We start from the raw sequence: 18,926 nt of genomic DNA on the forward strand, positions 1-18,926 counted from the left end.
CTCCTTGAAAACACTTGAATCAGTTACGCGGGTTCCAGGCGCCGGCGTTGATGCCGTCGACCAGGCGATTGATCGCTTCGCGCATGGCCAAGTCCAGGACCTTGCCATTGAGGGTGGAGTCATAGCTGGCGGTACCGCCAAAGCCCACGACTTCGCGGTTCGACAGCGCGTACTCACCGGCGCCCTGGGTGGAATACACCACTTCGGAGGTGCTGATGTTGACGATATTCAGGTTGATCTTGGCGTAGGCCACCTGGGTCTTGCCACGGCCGAGGATGCCGAACAATTGGCGATCGCCGGTCTCTTTGCGGCCGAACTCGGTCACATCGCCGGTCACCACGTAGTCAGCACCCTTGAGGTTCTGGGCGGTGCCCTTGATCTTCGCTTCTTGGGAGATCTCGCCCATGTTGTCGCGGTCCAGCACGCTGAAGCGGTTGGTCTGCTGCAAGTGGGTGATCAAGATGGTCTTGGCCTGGCCACCGAGGCGGTCCACGCCATCGGAGAAGATCCCGCGCATGTAGCTGGAGCGGTTATCGAACTTGCCCACGGCAATCGGCACGCGTACGCCGGAGTAGGCAACGTTGGCGCTGGCGACTTTTTCGATCGGCAGTGCGCGGGAGGTTTCGGTCGCCGCACAACCGGCTAGCGCCAGCAGCGCTGCGCCGGCAAAGCCTGACAGCAGGATGTTTGAGAGTGCTTTCACAGGGTGCTCCTAAGTGAAGAAATCCGGGGGTTAGCGTGCAGGTATGGCACGCAGGTCACGCACGATGTAGTTGCTCAAACCACCGGTAAAATGGCGCTCGATGTTGGCGTTGCCTTCATTGGTCAGGATCCCGCCAATGGTCTTCCATTGCTGCACCTGGCCGCCCCAGTTGTTGGGCACCAGGCCATCCCGGTCCTGGGCAAAATGCAGCACCTCGGCCTCGGCTTTCCTGACCTTGACCTTGTAGCCAAAATCGATGCTTTGCAGGATCGTGTTGTCGTCGACCACCAGGCTGGTGATGCCGCCCTTGGAGTCGAGGATATGGCGCACGTAGACGATATCCACGTCCAGCAGGTAGTCAGCGGTCTGCTTGCTGCTGGCGTAGCGCTTGGCCTTGAGCAGGCGGTCCACCAGGTCGACGCCCAGCTGCTCGCGGACTTTGGCGTCCGACATGAAAATCCGGCCCTGCCCCACCACTTTGACGTCGAAGGTATCGACCCAGAAGGTGGCGGTCTTGGGAATGGTCACAGGGGCTGGAGAGATGTAGTACGGGGGTTTGGAAGCACAGCCGGCCAGGAAGGACAGAGCCAGCAGTAAAGCAAAAATGCGCATCTTCGAATTCGTCCCTGATTAAGTGCTGCGGCATTTTACGGGGTTGAGAGCGGTTCTCAAGTTGTTTCGCACTTGTGGGGCCTGGCTTGCGTAGGAGCTGGCTTGTGTGGGAGCTGGCTTGCCTGCGATAGCATCCCTGCGGTGTGATTGAAACACCGCAGTGTCTACATCGCAGGCAAGCCAGCTCCTACACCAGCTCGCTCCTACCAAGACGGTTTAGAAGGCGTAGCGGGCCTTGAGCATGACGCCATCGGCATCAAACCCACTGCGAGCCTGGCGGGTGTAGCTGGCGCCGACGCTGAACGCCGAGACCTGGTAGTTCACGCCCACGCTGGCTTCATAGCTGTCACGCGCGACCGATGCACCGGTCACGCTGAACGTCGAACCACCGTTCACAAAGCTGGAAGTCTGCGCCACGCGATCACCCATCAGGTCGTGATAAGCCATCAAGGTCGCTTCCGGTTGCAGGGTGCCGGCGCCCAGCGCCAGGTTGCCCGCCACGCGCAGGCCGGCGCCCAGTTCACCGACTTCGTAACGCTGGGAACCGGTGTTCAGCGCCGCCGAAGAGCCCTTCTCATGCAGGCTGTCCATGTGCACGCTGGAGTAACGCGCGGCGACACGCGGTTCGATCAGCACGCTGTCCGAGGCTTTGAAGCTGTAGCCGCCGATCACGCTGGCCGACAACGCCTGGCTGTCGTAGCTGCCCTTGGCCGTGGTGCCGGCGATGTGGCGCTTGCTGTCGTTGTCGTTGACGCCGTAGCTCAGGCTGCCATCGACAAACCAGTTCTGCAGCGACCAGTTGCCATACAGCGACAGCGCATTGCCCTGCACTTCGGTCTTGTTGCCCAGGTCCGAGTGGATGTTGGAGTTGAGGTAGCTGTACGCCACACCCACCCGGGTGCTGTCGTTCAAGCGCCCGTCCACGCCGACTGCCACGCCACTGCTGTTGGCCGAGTAACCGTTGTCGCCACCGCGACCGTCCTGGTCCATGTTGCTGCTCAAGCCCTGCACCCACACACCGCCGCGTTCGCTGCCATCGCGCTGGCCGGCCAGGCGGTTGAGGATCGCGCCGTTGATCACGGTCTGCCCGGACAAGGCCACGTCCAGCGCGCCCCGGTTCACGTCTGGCTTGAGCTGTTCGCCAAGCTGCGCCAGTTGCTGGGCGCTGCCAGCGTTGGCCACGGCCTGGAACACCGCGTCGTCCTGGCTCAGTTGGCCCAGCACTTCGTTTTTCAACAGGTTCACGGCAGTGACCGCCGAGGTCGTTGCCCCAACGCCGCCGAGGTCGGTTTGTACCTGCTCGTCTGGCTTCAGACCCACCACGGCCTTGACCGTCTGCGCATCGGCCGAGTAGCTGAGCACATCGAGCAGCGACGAGCTGCTGGCGACCGTCAGGCCGTTGTTCTGCACGCTGCCGGCTTGCAACAGGGTGTATTCGGTGCCGCTGGGCGCTGCGGTGAAATCACCGGGCTTGGCGCTCAAGGTCACGTTGGAACCCTGGGCGAAATTCGCGGCGCCGCTGACCGTCAGGTACGGGGTGGTCGGCACCACGCTGTTGGACAGGCGCATATCAACCCCGGCGCCGCTGGCCACATTCAGGTCGCCAGTGATCGTGGTGCCGGCGCCAGACAGGTTCAACGAACCCGCGTTGACCGATACCGGGCTGCCAATGCGCGCACCGGTAAAATCGGCCTGGCCGTTGATGTTCACTGCCGTGACACCCAGCACATCACCGACGATTTTGCCGCCGCTCCAGTTCAGGCTCGCCAGGTTGCCCCCGTCGATGGCCGTGCCGGAGTTGCTGCGGATTTCCCCGGCTTGCTGGTTGATCTCCAAGGGCGTCAATTGGAACCGCGGGTTGACCTTGATCGCGGTCGCGTCGGCGCTGATCACGCCACGGTTGATCAAGCCGCGCTCACCGCTCGGCGAGGTGGTGTTGAAGGTCGCGCCTTGCACGTTGAAGGCCATGGCGTTGCTGCCGTGGGCTTCGATGGTGCCGGTGTTGAGCAGGTAATCGTAGGTGCCTGCATCGAGCTGCACGGCGATCGCCTGCCCGCCGTTGACGGAAACCAGGCCGCTGTTTTCGATACGCAGGGGGTTGGTATCGGTTTCGATCTCGATCCCCAGGGCCTCTTCACCGGTCACGCGAATGGTCCCGGAATTGAGCAGCTTGCCGCCGATGGTCACTGGCATGTTGTTGTGGGTATCGAGAATCAGGCCGTAGCCGTAGTAGGACGTGATATCCACCACACCGCTGTTGACCACGTCGCCCGCCACGGTGGTGCCGTTGAGGTAGATACCCTCGGCGTCGGATTCATCGCCCGAACCTGGGACCTCGACCAGGGTGATGTTGCCCGAGTTGATGATGCTGCCGCCCACGTTGCTGGCGCCCACTTCAAAGCCTTCGGCCCAGATGGTGTTGCTCAGGTGGATATTGCCAGCCTGGACGATATCGCCGCTGATTTGGCTGCCGGTGGTGGTGAGCATTTGATCCAGCGCCCCATCGACGATCAGGCCACGCACGGCCTGGCCGCCGGCATTCAGGGTGAGGTTGGCGTTGTTACGCAGCGTGCCCTGGATATTGGTCAGGGACACATTCACACCATCGGCACTGGGCTGGGTCGATACGACATTGCGCGCGCCCACCAGGGTCACAGGCTCGTTGAACGTCTGGGAGGCCCAGACGTTCTGCCCTGTGCTGACGTCAAACTCCACCGCACTGGCTTGTGCGGCAACGGCGCTGACCATCATGGCCAACAGGGTTTTCTGGAACTGCTTGCGCTTCATTTGAAACTCCATTTACTACGACAACACCGCCAATGTGCCCGGCGGTTGTAGGGTGCATGATTCAGGACGCGGGGACGGCAACGCGTTGTGCGGGGTCGGTGATGTCATAGGCATGCTGCTCACAGCCGGCGCCGACAATCACGAATTCCACCAGGTAAACCTTTTGCTTTTGCGGCTTGAACGCCGAGGTCATCGGCCCGCAGGCGTAGACAATTTTTTCGGCGTAGCGGTAGTAGTTCGAGTCATACACTCGCGACTCGCCCAATACCTCGATCGTCTGCCCCGGATCGGCCAGCACTTCCAACTGTGGGAAGCGCTTGACCGCGGCGCTGTTGGCCACCTCGCTCATCTTGGCGATCCAGCCGAACACCTTGCCCCGGCCCGAATCCACCACCGTGCCGAGGATCTCCGGGCGCTGATCGGCATCGCCGCCACGGCGCACGGAGAACTGCACCGGGTAGGTAAAACCGGTGGCGCGCATGATCACCTTGGCGTGCTCGGCGTCCGCCACGACCTTGCTCTGCTGCAACTGCACGCCATCTTTCAACAGGCTGGGCGACGAGTCGCGGGCAGTGGAGTGGCAGCCCGCAAGGGCCAGGGCCGCGAGGATAAAGGCAACTTTTTTCATAAAGGGTCTTCCGTGGCAATAAAGGGCTGGGGTTGCCCTGCAAGAGTCAAAAACTCAAAAAGAACACGCCCCCATATAAAAACAGGGCGAAGCCAGCCAAGGCCGCGCGCCACTTTGGGTCGGCATCCTTGCTCATGCCACCCGGCGCGATGGCTACCCGGGCGCCACGCGCATAGTTGTAGACCGCCTGGCCAAACCACAGCTGCACCAACACCATGATGAAAAAACGCTGCCAGCTGCCGTCAAATCGCAAGAAACCGTTCAATAACGCTGCCAGCAGTAAAGCCACACCAATGCCATGCCAGTACTTGTACAAGTGACGGCTCATTCATCTGAGCGCCCAAACAACCGCGCCAGCCAGCCGGTTTTTTCTACGCGGGCAGGGGCTGGGGCGGGAACAACGTCTTCACTGGGATGGAGCAAGTCGCCGGGGTAATGCTCATGCCCCAGACAAGCGCTGTCATCCAGCCCGAATGCCTTGACTGCGGCAACCGCCTCAAAGCACCAGCGGCCAAAGTAGCTACCCATTTCAAGGGGATGTTTTACCGGGTCGCCATAGACATACCACCAGGGTTGCTGTTTACCGCGTCGGTTCAGCTCCGGGTACCAATGTTCCACGAACGCCCGCAACAGCGAGGCCTCCTGTTCCTGGGGCGCATCGATGGCCTTGAGCAGCCTTGCATAAGGTTTGGCGTGCAGTAGCTGTTCACCGATCACACGCCCTGGCTGGCGGGATGCAATGATTCGATCCAGCAGAACGTCCTGCCCACCTTCGCCGATCAAGGCGACGAGGCGACGCCACTGGTCGTCGGGAATTTCCAGCGCCAGCGCCAGGCTTACCAACCAGAAACACCAGATGTAGTGGTTCAGGTCCGCCAACTCGAAAGTCCAGTCACGGCAGGTCTGGAGATTATTCTCAGCACACAGGCTGTCGGACTCTCGATTTGAAAGCTCCCATGCGTCTATCGCGGCGGGGAGGTAGGTAGCCATCTCTGCAACATTGCCACCACTCGAATAGACCCGAATGGCCGCACGCACATTATCTTTGGCAAAGTCGAACGTAAATTGCGCTCTGTACAGGGGGTTGGCCGAAGGTTGCGAGAGAATTTCACTGACGCGCTCAACCCATTGCCGATCCTTGGCTTCGCGATCGTCCCAATACGGCTTATCCCCCAGGGGTGCACGAATCATGGATAACCCTCATCGAAGTTTTTCTTGGGCGGGAGAATTTTCGACGTATCAACATTTTTGGCTTTGCCACGCGCATCAAGCACTTCAATTTCCGTGTCGCCATCTGGCCGGGTTCTCACCACCCACGTTTCAGTACGGTTCGCGTCCACCGCGAGCCGCACATCCCGGCTCTGATCTGCGCCAACCGAACGCTCCAGGCGATCGCCTCCGAGTATCCACGAGGCGGAACCTTGCTTGCCATCTGTAGGCTTGCCCAGCGCCGAGGAACCGGACTTCCTGTTATCACTCAAAAACTTGTATTCAATGACAAGGAAGTCGACATCCGGACGATCGACCTTGTACAGATCGTCAATACCCGTTTCACCGGTCCCCGGTACTCGCGCCAGCTTCTGCCCGTCAGGAACAATTTGCTGCACCGAGCGACCTCCAAGTAAATCGCCCATGACACTTTTCTGCTCACGGGTCAGCACCGACAGATCCATCAGCGGCTTGCCATCAGGTCCGAATCTACCGCCACTCTTGAGCAATGCCTGCTCGGCCGCTTCGTTGATGATACCGGTGAAGCGCTTGCCCACAGCCCCGGCCAGCTCGCCGGTCAGGCGGGTGGTCATCGCGCCAGCACTACCGACACCCGCACCACCCAGGCCGAGGCCCACGCCGGTAGAGGTGGCGATCATCTCGTTCTGGCGCAGCACGTCGGCGCCATAGCCCTGCATGATATGCAGGGTGTCCAGGTAGCCCTTGAGCCTCAGCTCTTCGGGCAAGCTCTGCACCGCCTCTACCGCCGCGATAAACTGCCGACCGCCACAGCTTGGGCAATTGACGGTGCTCATCGCCCAAAGCGCCGTCTTGGAACCGAAACTGGCCAGATCCTCTACGGCATTGGCAATACCCTCGGCACTGCCCTGCCCTTTGGCATTGAGAATTTCGGCCATGTTTTTCGGATCGTGCAGGTACTTGTAGGGGTCGACCAGTTCGATGTACTTGACCAGGTTCTCAACCGAGTTCCGGTCTTTCATCAGGCGCGACAGGCCCAAACGCTCATTGTTGTAATCGGCCAGGCTGACCTGGAACAGGTCGGCGCTTTTGGACTGCGAAAGCTCGCTGCGCAGGAAACTGGCCGCCGTCGTGGTGTTGCCATCCTCGACACCCAACACGGTGTTCCAGCCGCGATCGACCATCGCCGCAGCCGTTCGCAGCAGCTCTATGCGTGCTTGCTCTTCGGTGATGCCCTGCGCTTGTGCATAGCGATCGACGCGCTCCTTGTCGGAGGCGAACTTGATCTCGTCCGGGTGCAACTGGCGGTTGTACCGATCCACGCTGGCCGCAGTGCCACCGGCAACAATGGCGCCGCCGGTGCCATGCCCGGAACCGACCGCCGTACCCACGCCGGAGGCAATCAGCGTAGCCACGGCCTTACGGTCGGCCTCTTTCATGCCACTGTCTTCCAGCGCTTGCAGAATCGAGGGCATCAGCGCCGCCGAGGCCCCTGCACCCAATGCGCCGCTCTGCACATTGCCGCTGGAAAGCCCCAACGCGGCTCCCGCCAATGCGTGCAACATAACGCGCGCGGCGCCGCCTTCGGCCCAGGCAGCCTTGGTCGCGCTGTCGATGTCTTTGCGGTTTTTCTGCTCGTCGGCAAAACTGCCGATTTTATTGAAGATATCGCTGGCCGATGTATTAGCCACGATCCCTACCGCCGTGCCGCCGGTAGCGCCGCCCAGCCCGGCCGCAATCAGCCCGGATGCAATATCGGCCATCAGTTTCTTGTCGCCACCCACCTGCCAGCGCAGCGCCTCGGCATTCGCCGCCTCGTACGCCTGGGCCGCGGCACCCGCCGTTGGCAAGCCCGCGCTGGCCTGGTCTTTTGCCTCTTGCCCAAGCTTCTTGGCTTCATCGGCCTTGGCTTTGGCCACCGTACTGATCACCCCACTGGCCAATTGCGCCGAGCTTTGGATCAGGTCGATGCGCTCCCGCATGGCCTTTTCGTCTGGACGGTCGAGCCTCTGGTTGGCGTTGGCAGTGTCGCGATTGAGCCCCACCAGGTCATTGGCGCCCTCAGGGTTGCGGACCACAATCGTGCCGTCGCTGACCGCACTGCGGGTGTGGCTGCGCTCGTCTTCCTTGAGCGCCACCGGAATGCTGCCACCCGGCGAGGTGCCACCGCTGCTGCTGAACGAAGCGGAGAGCCCCGCCGACTGGCTCTGGATCTCGCTGGTGTTCTTGATATCGCTGACGATCAGGCGATCGGTGCTCAAGCGGTTCTTCACTGCCGCCGCTTCGCTGGCAATCACCCCGCCCTGCAAGGTGGTGGTCTTGCCGACATTGATGTCGTAGCCACCGGTGCCCGCAAACAGGCCGGTCTGGTCGGTCACGGCCTGGTAGTCGCTGTTCATCTTGGCCGCTGCGATGCTGGCCGAACCGGCCACAGTGGAGCCGTAGCAGAACGGTGGGATGCAGATACTGGCGCCAAAGCCTGCGCTGCTCTGCTTGCTGCGCGACGATTCGCTGTCCTGGCGCGAGAGGATGTTGAGGTTGCCGCCGATGTCGGCCTGGATGCGGTCAGCGCGCACCTGGGCGCCGGCGAGGGTGGTGTCGCCCCCGCTTTTGAGCAGCAGCGAGCCGGTGTCCAGGGTGGTGTTGACCTGGGTTACCGAGTTGCCATTGCCCTTGTTCTTCGCGCCCTGTGCACCGAGGTCGAGGGTGAAGCCGTTCTGCTCGCCGATATTGAAGCTGGCGCCAATTGCAGTCCTGTTGGTCGAGCCATCGTTCTTGCGATCGACGGTGTCCTGGGCGCTTTGCAGCAACACGTTGTTCTTGGCCAGCAACAAGGTGTTGGCGGCTTTCAGGCTGCTGCCGGTGATCTCGATATTGCCCTGGGTGCCGGGCGCTTCGCCGGTGGCGACAATCGACAGATCCTGCCCGGCATTGAGCGTGCTCTGGCGCGCCGTCAGGCTGTTGTACTCACTGCTGGCCTTGCTGCGGGTATTGGCCAGTTCGGTGCCGATCTTGATCAACGAACCGTTGCTGGGTGAGCCGCCCTGCTTGTTCTTGAAGCCGGCGCTCTGGCCGTTGGCGTCCGAGGCCTGGCCACCCAGGTTGTAGGCCGCCAGGGCTGCCTGGGCGATTTTCACCGCCTTGAGGCGCGGGTCATCGGCGTTCTTCGCCGCCTCGGTGGCATCGTGAATGCTGCGCGCGGTGTCGATCACCGCACCGCCAATCACCCGGCCCACGGCCAGGCTCTTGGAGCTGTCTTGCGTGGTTTGCCGCGCGGTTTCAGCGCCGGCGGTGATGGTCACGTTGGCGCCACTGAGGTCCATGTTCTTGGTGCTCACCAGGTCACTGGCGACCACATTCAACTCACGCCCGGCAATCAACGCAACGTTGCCTTCGCTGGAGCCAATGGTGCTGCCGGTCAGGGTGGTTTCCTGGGCGGTGCCGTTGTGTTTGCTGCTGCTGATCGACAGGTGTTGATTGCCGGTGATGTCGTCCAGGCCCAGCTTATTGCCGGTCAACACGCCGGTCAGGTCGCGATTTTTTTCCTTGTGCATATCGGTGCGCGAGAAGGTGTTCTGCGCCGCATCAATCGTCAGGTCGCGCCCCGCCTGCACAGCCAGATCGCCGGTGCTGACCAGTGCCGAGCCGGTCACTGTCGCATCCTGCCCCGCTACCACGCTGACCGTCTCGCCCGAAACCATGCTGCCCACGGCCATGGTGCGTTTCTCGTCAACCTTGTCCTGGACCTTGCTCGACTTCAGCCCGCCCCAACTGCTTTTGCTTTCTTTGCGCTCATGCCGGGCACTTTCGGCGTCGGTGACCGCGACGATTTGCACATCCTTGCCCGCCACCAGTTTTGCCGCGCCTTTGTCGGCGGCCACGCTGCTACCCGCCAGCAGCAGGTTCTCACCGGCTACCAGGGTGCTGTTGCCGCCGGAATTGACGCTGCTGCCCACGTTGTTGACGGTGTCGGTCTCATCGAGGCGGAATTTTTTCCCCGAGGAGCTTTTCTTGGTCTTGCTGTAGAAGCTGTAGTCCTGATCTTCGGCAGCCTTGAGGGCCAGGTTCTTGCCGGCCACCAGGTACGCTTCGTTGCCGGCGCTGACGTTACTGGCCAGCAACAGCAAATCTTCGCCCGCATTCAAGGTCACGTTGCCACCGGCCTTGAGCACGGTGGAGACCTGGCTCATATGGTCCTCGATGCTCTTGACCTTTTTCGAGTTGTACGCCGAATGCTGCTCGTTGGCCGCCGCCGCCAGGTTCACATTGCCCACGCCGCCCACGCTCAGGTCGCGCTTGGCTTCGATCTGGCTGCCCACCGCGCTCACATCCCGCCCGGCGACCACATGGAAGTCCCGCCCGGCTTCAACCACCGAGCCTTGCTGGGTGATGATCTCGTGGCGCGAACGGCTGCCAATGGCGCCGTTGTCCAGGGTTTGCGCCGCGACGATATTCACGTCGCGCACCGCCTGGGCGGTGGTGTCGCCGCCACTCTTGAGCGCGCCGCCAACACTATTGATATCGCGCCCGGCCTGCATCGCCAGGGTGCTGGCCGACTCGATGCGCGCAGCGTTGTCGATAAAGTCGCTGCGCTCGATGCGGTAGTCGCTGGCGCTCTGGTGGGTGGTGACGCTGCGCTCGTTGAGCAGGTCGGCACCGGCCACCAGGTTGACCTGCTGCCCGGCAATGATGCCGCCGGCACGGTTGTTGAGGTTCTTGCCGGTCAGCAGGTCGAGGCGGTTGCCGGTCTCCATCAGCCCGCTATTGTTCAGGTCGCCGCCCACATTGGCGCCCAGGTTGCTGGTGGCGCGCAGCGTGCCGACGTTATTGAGGTTGGCGCCGGTCATCAGGTTCAGGTCGCTGCCGGAAATCAGCGCGCCATTGGGGGCCAGGCGATTGCTGGCCTGGGCCAGGTACAACACGGGCACCAGCACTTGCTGGCCGGCGACGGTGGCGTTTTCCAGCCACACGATATCGTGGGTCAGGGCCGCGACCTGTTCGGCGGTGAGGCTCACGCCCACGGCCAGGTTCAGTTGCTGGCGGGCGCCGACCGCATTGTCCATCAGGTACTTGAACACCCCGGCGTCGCTGGTCTGGCCGTCGATGAAGCGCTGGCCGGTACGGGCGACCACGGCTTGCTGGATCAGGCGCTGCTCGTAGAAACCGTCGCCCAGGCGCTTCTGGCTGGCGTCGGGGTCGTAGCCCAGCTTGGCCAGCATGTAATCCGAGCTCATGAACTCAGCCATATTGGTCAGCTGCGCGTTGGTCTCGATCAGGTACTTTTGCGGCTTATCGGCAAACTGGCTGTTGGGCAGGCCCTGCACGCCACTGCCATCGCTGAAGTGGAACAGGCCGTTCTGCCCGGTGGGCAAGCTGAAGCCCGGCAGGCCCAGCGGGTTGACTTGTTGCTGGGCGACATCCGGTGGCAATTGCCCGTTGAGCTTCACTTGGGTGGAGAAGCCGGGAGCGTTGGTGTCGGTCTTCGCGCCGCTGCCCACGTAGGTGTAGCCGCCGCGCACCACGCTGTTATCGATACCGGCCTGGGCCTGGATGTTCACCGCGCCGCCAGCCTGGATCACCGCTGCGTAGCGCTGGTCCGCAGCCGCCAATTGAGTGGTTTTGGTCTCGCCCCACTGGCGCTCCATAGCGCCGATAAAGAACGCCATGGCCGCTTCCAGGCCGCCCAGGTTGTTGGGGTTGTAGGCCGCGCCACCGATGGAATAGCGCTGGGTAAATTGCGCGGCGGTCTGGTTGTAGCCCGACGGATCACGGGTGCGCTCGGAAGAAAACACGCGCTCGGTCAGGGTGTCATGGGTTTCCAGGCCGAGGTTGGTCAACTGGTTGACCCGGGCCGTCAGGCTGCCGGCTGCAGCGATGCTACTGCTGCTGTTGAGCACATCACCGCCGACCAGCAGCAGGTTGGCGCCGGAGGTAATGCTGGAAGCCGCACTGGCGTCGGTAACCCTCAGGCGCTCCCGCTGGGCAATCAGGAACGGACGGTTTTCCTTGCCGCCTTCGCAGTCACCGCCGTTGACGTTTTCAATGCACTGCACCGGGCTGATCGAGGCGCTGTAGATCCCCGATTCGCTGGTCAGCACCGTGCGGATATTCTGGATGGTGCCGGCGGCCAGGCTCAGGTTGCCGTCACTCTGGATGCTCGACGAGCTGTTGATGATGCTGGTGGCGAACGCGCCCTTGCCGTCGCGGTCGATGCTCAGGTTGCCCATGGCATAGATATCAGCGCCGAGGTTTTTCAAGCGCTCGACCCGCAGGCTCATATCACCGCCGCTGAACAGCAGGCCGTTCTGGTTGAGCAGGCTGCCAGTGGTCAGGGTCATGGCGCGGCCGCTGCCCAGGGTACCGAGGTTGTTCAGCGCGGCACTGGCCAGGCTGAAATCCGTGGCGCCGGTCAGGCGGCCGGTGTTGTTGAGGGTCCCGCCCAGGTTCAGCTCAAGGCTGCCGTTACTGGCGATCACGCCCTGGGTGGACCAGTTCTGGCCCGTGCCCTTGATGCGGTTGGCCGCGAGCAGTTGGCCGCTGCTGGTTTGCTCAAGATTATCGACATTGACCGTGAGGTTACCGGCCTGGATCAGGCTGCTGTTGGTCCAGTTGGTTTTGTCCAGGCTCAGGTCGCCCTGGGTCACCAGGCTGCCGCCGACGTTATCGAGGTTGATCCCGGCGATATCAAACACCCCGGTACCCACATGCAACACGCTGCCGCCCTGGTTCTGGAAAGTGCCGGCGGCCAGGCTCAAGTCGGCATTGGCCGCTTCCAGCTTGCCGCCGCTGTTATCCAGCACACCGCCAATCGCCACGCGGCTTTTGCCGCTGGTACCCAGGGCACGCAATTGCCCGCCCTGGTTGCTCAGGCTGGCGGCGGTGATGTCCAGGGTGCTGGCGCTTTCGATCAGGCCACGGTTGTTGAGGGCGCCCAGCAGGCTGAGGTCGACTTGCTGACCGGCGATCTGCCCGGCGTTATCGACGCTGCCGCCACTGAGGCGCACGCGCTGGCCGGCAAACACACCGCCGTTGCCGTTGTTGAAAACACCGGCGTTGATCAGCGCATCGCCCGCCTTGGCCGAGAGTTTGCCCCCGGCGTTGTTCAGGCTGCCGACGGTGAGGTTGAGGCCGGCGTTTTCGCTGTGGATCAGGCCATCGTTGTCGTTTTGCAGCAGGCCGCTGGCGTTCAGGGTCAGCCCGGCGTTTGCCGCCAGGGTGCCGCTGTTGCGGTTGTCCACGCTGGCCGCCAATACCGTCAGCAGGGTTTGGCTGGTGAGTTTGCCGCCCTGGTTGTCGAGGGCGGCCACCCGCTCGATCGACAGCGGGCCGGCGCTGGCCAGCTTGCCGTTGCGGTTGATCAGATCGGCCAGCAGGTCGAGGGTCAGCGCACCGTTGCCGGTCAGGCTGCCGGCGCTGTTGTCCAGGCTGTTGCCGCGCAGGGTGAATGCGCCGGCGCTGTCGATGGTGCCGCCCTGGCTGTTATTGAGTGCGCCGCTGAGGGTCAGGGTTTGCGCTGCGGCGCTGGAGATCACGCCTTTGTTGCTGTTATCCAGGCTGTCGCCGGTCACGCTAAGGGTGTCGTGGCTGACCACCACGCCGCCCTGGTTATTGACCTGCGCGACATTGGCCTGCAACGCGCCATCGCTGATGATTTCGCCCTGGCTGTTGTACAGCGCAGCGGCGGTCAACTGGGTGCTGCCGCTGGTCAGCAGGCGGCCTTTGTTGCGGTTATCCACAGTGCTGGCAGTGACGTCCAGGGCCTTTCTGGCACTGATGACGCCGCCCTGGTTATCCAGGGTCTGGCTGGCCTTGACGGTGGCGCTGCGGCTGGCAACCACACTGGCGTTGTTGCGGATATCGCGGGCCTCGAGACTGACGTCGCCGGTGGTGGTGCGGGTGTTATCAGCATTCACGCCGGCTTCGATAACGCCGTTGTTGGTCAACTTGCCGCCGCTGCTCAGGCGCACCGTGTCGCGGGCCGCGAGGCTTTTCTGGGTGCTCAGGTCGCCGCTGGTTTTCACCGTCAGGGCGGTGCCGGCGTAGGCCGGGCCCTGGGCGTCGAGGCTCGCCGCCTTGACGTCGATCGCGCCACTGGCCGCCGCCTGCGCCATGCTCAGGTGCCCGTTGGCATCGAGCTGGATATCGCCGGCGCTGGCCGCCAATGTGCCGTCCAGTTTTACCCCGACACCGGCCTCGGTGCCCACCAGCTTGATCGCACCGGCGTACATGCCGCCCAGGGCCGAGGAGTCAATCGCAAGCTCCGGCTTGGCGCTGCCATCGTCGGCGCGCGCGGTGGCATTCAAGGTCTGTGCATTGACGTCGTTGCGCCCGGCAATCACGGTCAGGTTGCGCGCATTGATCTGCGCGTTGATCTTGGCCGTGCGGGTGATGATTTCGAAGCGGTCGACATTGCTCGCGTTCAAGCCCTGGCCGTCGATGGTCACCGCGCCGCCATCGACCTGGTAGCGGTCCAGGCGGCCGTTATCGAGGATCGGTTTGCCGGTGGTCAGGGTCACGTTGGGGGTGTTGATAAAGCCGCAGCCGTTGCAAGTCACGCCATAGGGGTTGGCGACGATAACCTTGGCCGACTGCCCCGCCACTTCGGTGTAGCCGCGCAACTGGCTGGCGCTGCCGCCGTTGACTTCGTTGAGGATGACATTCGCCGAGCCACCCTTGAGGTTGGGGTTGCCGACGATAATCCCGCCCAGTTGGGTGGACTGCAACGGGCCGCCGGCGTTGTTGAGGATCACGCCATTGGGGCCGACGTTGTAGTCCTTGAACTGGTTGTGGGACAGGCCGCTGCCGTTGGGCGTGGCGATGTTCACCACCGGTACGCCATTGCCCGCCGCGCCCACCGTCGTGCCGGGGCCGCTGACCACAATGCCATCGGCCTGGGCCAGCAGCGGCTGCCAGAACAGCGCGTTGGCCAGGATCAGCACCAGGCCGCGCTTGGGCAGGCCGCAGAACGCATCACGGCGCTTCATGGCTGAAGAAGGCAGGCGGGCAAGGAAGGCAAACGGGCGGACATCCATGTCAAATTCTCGATGCGGCTAGGCGTTGAATTACAGGTAGAAATCCATCCGGAAGTAGATCGGCGCTTCGCGCTCGCTCATCACTGCCGGACGTTCCAAAGAGTGGGCAAAGGTCACGCTGGTGCTGACGTTTTTGCCACGGGCGAACAGCTCCACGGAGTTGCTGGAAACCCGGCCGTGGACGATGTCGTTGTAGCGGTCATTGCGGATCACGCCCTGGTCGTAACCCAGGCTCACGCCGTATTCGCCGAAGGCCGGGCGCAACCAATCCACCAGCACCGGCCGCGCCCAGCGCAGGTCGTTGCGCCAGTAGCCGCCACTGTCACCGTTGAGTTGCTGGTCCTTGAAGCCGCGCACCGAGGACGAACCACCGAGGCTCATGCGCTGCGGGCTGAAGAGTATGTCTTCACTGCGTTGGCCGGTGGCAAGGCTGGTGAAACTGAACGACTCGCCCCACAACGTGAACGGCTGCAGGTAGCTGACGGTGGCGGTGTATTTGCGGTAGCGCGAATTGGGTTGGCGACTGCCGAATTCGCCACGTTCGTCCTGGGACTGGGCATCGAGCAGGCCAATGCCGTTCTGCATGCCCAGATCCATGTTGACGAAGGCACTGCCGACCCGCCGGCCGTGGTTGATGCCCACTTGCATCTCGCTCAGGCGAGTGCTGCTGTCCAGGCGGGTATCGAGCACGTAGTTATTGGTGCGCAAGTGGGCCAGGCCGACGTTGACCGAGGTCTTGCTCACGTCATCACGATGCACCACACGCTCGGCGCGCAGTTGGTGGTTCTGGCTGTCACCCGATTGCTTGAAGCTGAACGTGTCGGCCTGGCCCAGCGCGCGGTAATCGCTCTCGCTGTAGGTGTAGCTGAAGTTCCACCAGCCCCACGGCACGTTGTAATAGAACATGCCGTTCTTCGAAGTTTTCTGGTGATCGCTGATCGCATCATGGCCGCCGCGCAACACCAACTGGTCCGCCAGGCCCAGGGGGCTGTCCCACTCAAGGCCGGCGCCCCACTGCTGCTCGCCGGTGCTTTTCTGCCCGTCGTTATTGCGCGACAGGCTGGCGCGCCAGGGCTTTTGCGGAGTGTTTTTCACCAGCACCGAACTGCCGCCAACGGCTTCGCCGGGGGCCAGCTCCATTTGTGCCTGGTTGGATGGCAAGCGGTTGAGCTGATCGATGGCCTGCTCGATTTCCCGCAGGTTGAGCAGGTCGCCGTTTTTGCCGGGGAAGGCCATGGCCAACTCGCGCGCCGAGATCTTGCTGTCGGCGGCGCTATTCAAGCCTTCGAGCTTGCCTTCGACCACCAACACTTGCAGATGCCCTTTGGACAAATCCTGCTGCGGCAAGTAGGCACGGCTGGTGACCATGCCCTTGTCGATGTAGTGATCGGTGACGGCCTTGAGCAGTTGATTGAGCTGGGCCACGCCCAGGCACTGGTCGATGTAAGGCTTGATCAAGCGCTCACGCTCGGGGGCGGACAGGCTGTCGGCGCCTTTGAGTTCAATGGTCTTGATCGCGAAGCAACGGGTATCTACCGGGGCGGTGGGCGTTGCGGGTTTGACTTCCTTGCCGGGCAATTCCTTGAGCTCTTCGAGGCGCCGGCGCTGCTCTTCAAGCAAGCGGTTTTGCCGCTCGCGGATCAGGTCCTGATCGCCAGGCGAAGTCGCGGCCACTGCGCTGTTTGACCCACAGAGGGCGAACAGGGCAATACACAGGGAATACCGAATCCGTGGCAATAACGAAGGCATGTTCGATCCATCGAATAACAAGGGGCGGCAAACTAACATCGAACTTCCACACAGCCTAAATTCCCGGCTAGTTGAAGCTAAAAATTAAATCACCAATAAGTTGCTGATTAATAACGATAAAAACTATCAGCAACAATTAAATGCTTGTATTCGGAATTTTTATTCCGACAAGCGGTATCAGTTTTGATACAGCTTTCGGCGCAACTTGAAAGTTGCCACTAGTTAGCCATCAATGTTGTGCCGAGATGGTTTAGTAGCCAAATAAGCGGAAAAGTTCGCGGTTATTTTGTGAATTGGATCCCATTTCTGACGATAGGTACCGCAGATCCCTCCCTGTAGGAGCTGGCTTGCCAGCGATGACGGCCGCGAGACCGCCGCAGAGTGTCAGATACCCAACATCATCGTTGACGACCATCGCCGGCAAGCCGACTCCTACCCAACGCGTTCCGCCACCAGCTTCAGCTCCCGCCGTTGTGCCGTCACCGCCTGCACCCCACCCTCCTGGTCGTTATGAATCACCAGCACCCCCGGCCGGCGCAGTTGCTCAAGCTCCCCCGCCGCCAACCGGAAGCTCTCGCTCAGGCCGTGATCACTCAAGGCCTTGCCCGCCGCCCGGCGCTGGGCGAAGCGCTTGCCGCGCCGCTGCTGGTAGCGCGCCCAACTGATCAGCAGTACCGCGTTGAACAGGGCAATCCACAGGTAGATCTGCAAGGTGTTCAGCGCAGCAAAGATCGGGGCGTCGATGCGTGGGCCGCCGTGGCTGTCGAGCATCGGCACCAGGCCGCGCACCAGCAGGATCACCAGCCCGGCCCAGGCCAGCAGGGTCAGGAAAATATCGATGGCCTGCATCACAGGCCGCTGGGGGGTACGGATCAGGTTCATGGCTTCACTTCCTTGGCAGGTGCCTTGATGCCGCGATCCGGGCTGACCCAGCGCGCGCGTTTTTGATGTTGGCGGAACAGGACTTTGGGAAAGCTGACCAGGGTGGTGAACAGGCTCACCAGCCAGAACACCAGCGGGTACCAGACGGTCCAGAACAGGGTTTTCCACAGGCCGCGCTCGTAGCGCCGGTCAATCATGATGCTCACGGCGAACTGCACCAGGCACACCACCGCCAGCAGCAAGCCGGTGAAGGCCGGTGGCATCAGCGAGCTGACGGCAATCGCCTCAGGCAACGGCACCACTTTGCCCACGCCCCAGAAAATCACCGACAGCAGGAAGGTGAAGGCCCAGCCGGTGGACAGGCAGTATTCGAACAACAACGGCCACAGGTAGCGGTGGCGCCATTGCCAGATCCCGCGAATGTTCTTGAACAGCACCTCGGCACCACCCTGGGCCCAGCGCAGGCGCTGCTTCCACAGGCCGCCGAGGGTTTCCGGCATGAGGATCCAGCACAGCGCGCGCGGCTCGTAGAAGATGCTCCAGTGGTCCAGTTGCAGCTTCCAGCTCACGTCGATGTCTTCGGTGATCATGTCGGTGCTCCAGTAGTCGACCCGGTCCAGGGCCGCCCGCCGAAACGCCACCACTACGCCGGACACAGTGAAAATCCGCCCGAAGACCCGCTGGGTGCGCTTGATCAGACCAATGATCGAAGAGAACTCGCCCACCTGTACCCGGCCGATCAAGGTCGAGCGCGTGCGGATGCGCGGGTTGCCGGTGACCGCGCCAAGCCGTGGGTTGTCGAGCATCGGCGCCACCAGGTAGGCGGCGGCATTGCGGTCGAGCAAGGCGTCGCCGTCGATGCACACCAGGTATTCGCTGCGCGCCGCCACGGCGCCCATGCGCAAGGCCACGGCCTTGCCCTGGTTTTGCGCCAGGTGCAACACGCGCAGGCGCGGCTCTTGCAGCGCCAGGGCATCGAGTACTTCGGCGGTGTTGTCGCTGGAGCCGTCGTTGATCGCAATCACTTCCAGGTTGCGATAACGCTGGGCCAACGCCGCGCCGATGGTCTCGGCGGCGTTGTCGCCTTCGTTGTAGCAAGGGATCAGGATCGAGATCAGCGGCTCGCCCTTGAGCGCCGGCGCCGGGGTGTCATCGGACCACGGCCAGTGGCGCTCCCAGTGCAGCCAGAAATACACGCCACCGGCGATCCACAGCCCGGACATAAACAACGGGTAGAAAAACACGAACTCCATCAGGAACTGCCCGGTGACCAGGAACATCAGGCCCAGGGGCACCCCCAACACCAATGCCAACACGAGAAGAGCAAGGATTCTGTCGAACATGA

Annotated in this window: 10 protein-coding genes; all 10 read right to left on the minus strand. The window is 62.4% G+C overall.

The features are described 5' to 3' along the window. Positions 1-19: 19 nt before the first annotated feature. Positions 20-703, minus strand: a complete 684-nt coding sequence (locus tag HBO19_RS20765; RefSeq protein WP_169953970.1) for a CsgG/HfaB family protein — start codon at positions 701-703, stop codon at positions 20-22. A gap of 30 nt (positions 704-733) precedes the next feature. After that, positions 734-1,315 (minus strand): hypothetical protein, encoded by a 582-nt coding sequence (locus HBO19_RS20770; RefSeq protein WP_169953971.1) that lies wholly within the window; start codon positions 1,313-1,315, stop codon positions 734-736. Between the two features lie 216 nt (positions 1,316-1,531). Beyond that, positions 1,532-4,102, minus strand: a complete 2,571-nt coding sequence (locus tag HBO19_RS20775; protein ID WP_170058196.1) for an autotransporter outer membrane beta-barrel domain-containing protein — start codon at positions 4,100-4,102, stop codon at positions 1,532-1,534. 61 nt (positions 4,103-4,163) lie between these two features. Further along, on the minus strand, positions 4,164-4,730 hold the full coding sequence (locus tag HBO19_RS20780; RefSeq protein WP_170058197.1) for a hypothetical protein: 567 nt from the start codon (positions 4,728-4,730) through the stop codon (positions 4,164-4,166). Between the two features lie 46 nt (positions 4,731-4,776). Next, positions 4,777-5,058, minus strand: coding sequence for a hypothetical protein (locus HBO19_RS20785; RefSeq protein ID WP_170058198.1), 282 nt, complete (start codon positions 5,056-5,058; stop codon positions 4,777-4,779). After that, positions 5,055-5,921 carry a PoNe immunity protein domain-containing protein gene (locus tag HBO19_RS20790; RefSeq protein WP_170058199.1) on the minus strand — a complete coding sequence of 289 codons (867 nt, stop codon included), beginning with the start codon at positions 5,919-5,921 and terminating at the stop codon, positions 5,055-5,057. Before HBO19_RS20790 ends, HBO19_RS20785 begins: the two co-directional genes overlap by 4 nt. Beyond that, positions 5,918-14,950: a hemagglutinin repeat-containing protein gene (locus HBO19_RS20795; RefSeq protein WP_170058200.1), complete on the minus strand. Its 9,033-nt coding sequence runs from the start codon at positions 14,948-14,950 to the stop codon at positions 5,918-5,920. The genes HBO19_RS20790 and HBO19_RS20795 overlap by 4 nt, the downstream gene beginning before the upstream one ends. 30 nt (positions 14,951-14,980) lie before the next feature. Beyond that, positions 14,981-16,699, minus strand: coding sequence for a ShlB/FhaC/HecB family hemolysin secretion/activation protein (locus HBO19_RS20800; RefSeq protein WP_170058201.1), 1,719 nt, complete (start codon positions 16,697-16,699; stop codon positions 14,981-14,983). Positions 16,700-17,131: 432 nt separating this feature from the next. Beyond that, a complete protein-coding gene (pgaD, locus tag HBO19_RS20805; RefSeq protein ID WP_169953978.1) occupies positions 17,132-17,581 on the minus strand; it encodes a poly-beta-1,6-N-acetyl-D-glucosamine biosynthesis protein PgaD in 450 nt (149 codons plus the stop codon). After that, a complete protein-coding gene (gene pgaC, locus HBO19_RS20810; RefSeq protein ID WP_169953979.1) occupies positions 17,578-18,924 on the minus strand; it encodes a poly-beta-1,6-N-acetyl-D-glucosamine synthase in 1,347 nt (448 codons plus the stop codon). Before pgaC ends, pgaD begins: the two co-directional genes overlap by 4 nt. Positions 18,925-18,926: the final 2 nt, after the last annotated feature.

Origin of the sequence: Pseudomonas sp. WS 5021 (assembly GCF_012985535.1) — a bacterium.
GTDB lineage: Bacteria > Pseudomonadota > Gammaproteobacteria > Pseudomonadales > Pseudomonadaceae > Aquipseudomonas.

Excerpts from the sequence above, each read along its gene's own strand:
- HBO19_RS20770 (WP_169953971.1), bottom strand. The coding sequence starts at position 1,315 with ATGCGCATTTTTGCTTTACTGCTGGCTCTGTCCTTCCTGGCCGGCTGT.
- HBO19_RS20775 (WP_170058196.1), bottom strand. The coding sequence starts at position 4,102 with ATGAAGCGCAAGCAGTTCCAGAAAACCCTGTTGGCCATGATGGTCAGC.
- HBO19_RS20780 (WP_170058197.1), bottom strand. The coding sequence starts at position 4,730 with ATGAAAAAAGTTGCCTTTATCCTCGCGGCCCTGGCCCTTGCGGGCTGC.
- HBO19_RS20785 (WP_170058198.1), bottom strand. The coding sequence starts at position 5,058 with ATGAGCCGTCACTTGTACAAGTACTGGCATGGCATTGGTGTGGCTTTA.
- HBO19_RS20790 (WP_170058199.1), bottom strand. The coding sequence starts at position 5,921 with ATGATTCGTGCACCCCTGGGGGATAAGCCGTATTGGGACGATCGCGAA.
- HBO19_RS20795 (WP_170058200.1), bottom strand. The coding sequence starts at position 14,950 with ATGGATGTCCGCCCGTTTGCCTTCCTTGCCCGCCTGCCTTCTTCAGCC.
- HBO19_RS20800 (WP_170058201.1), bottom strand. The coding sequence starts at position 16,699 with ATGCCTTCGTTATTGCCACGGATTCGGTATTCCCTGTGTATTGCCCTG.
- pgaD (WP_169953978.1), bottom strand. The coding sequence starts at position 17,581 with ATGAACCTGATCCGTACCCCCCAGCGGCCTGTGATGCAGGCCATCGAT.
- pgaC (WP_169953979.1), bottom strand. The coding sequence starts at position 18,924 with ATGTTCGACAGAATCCTTGCTCTTCTCGTGTTGGCATTGGTGTTGGGG.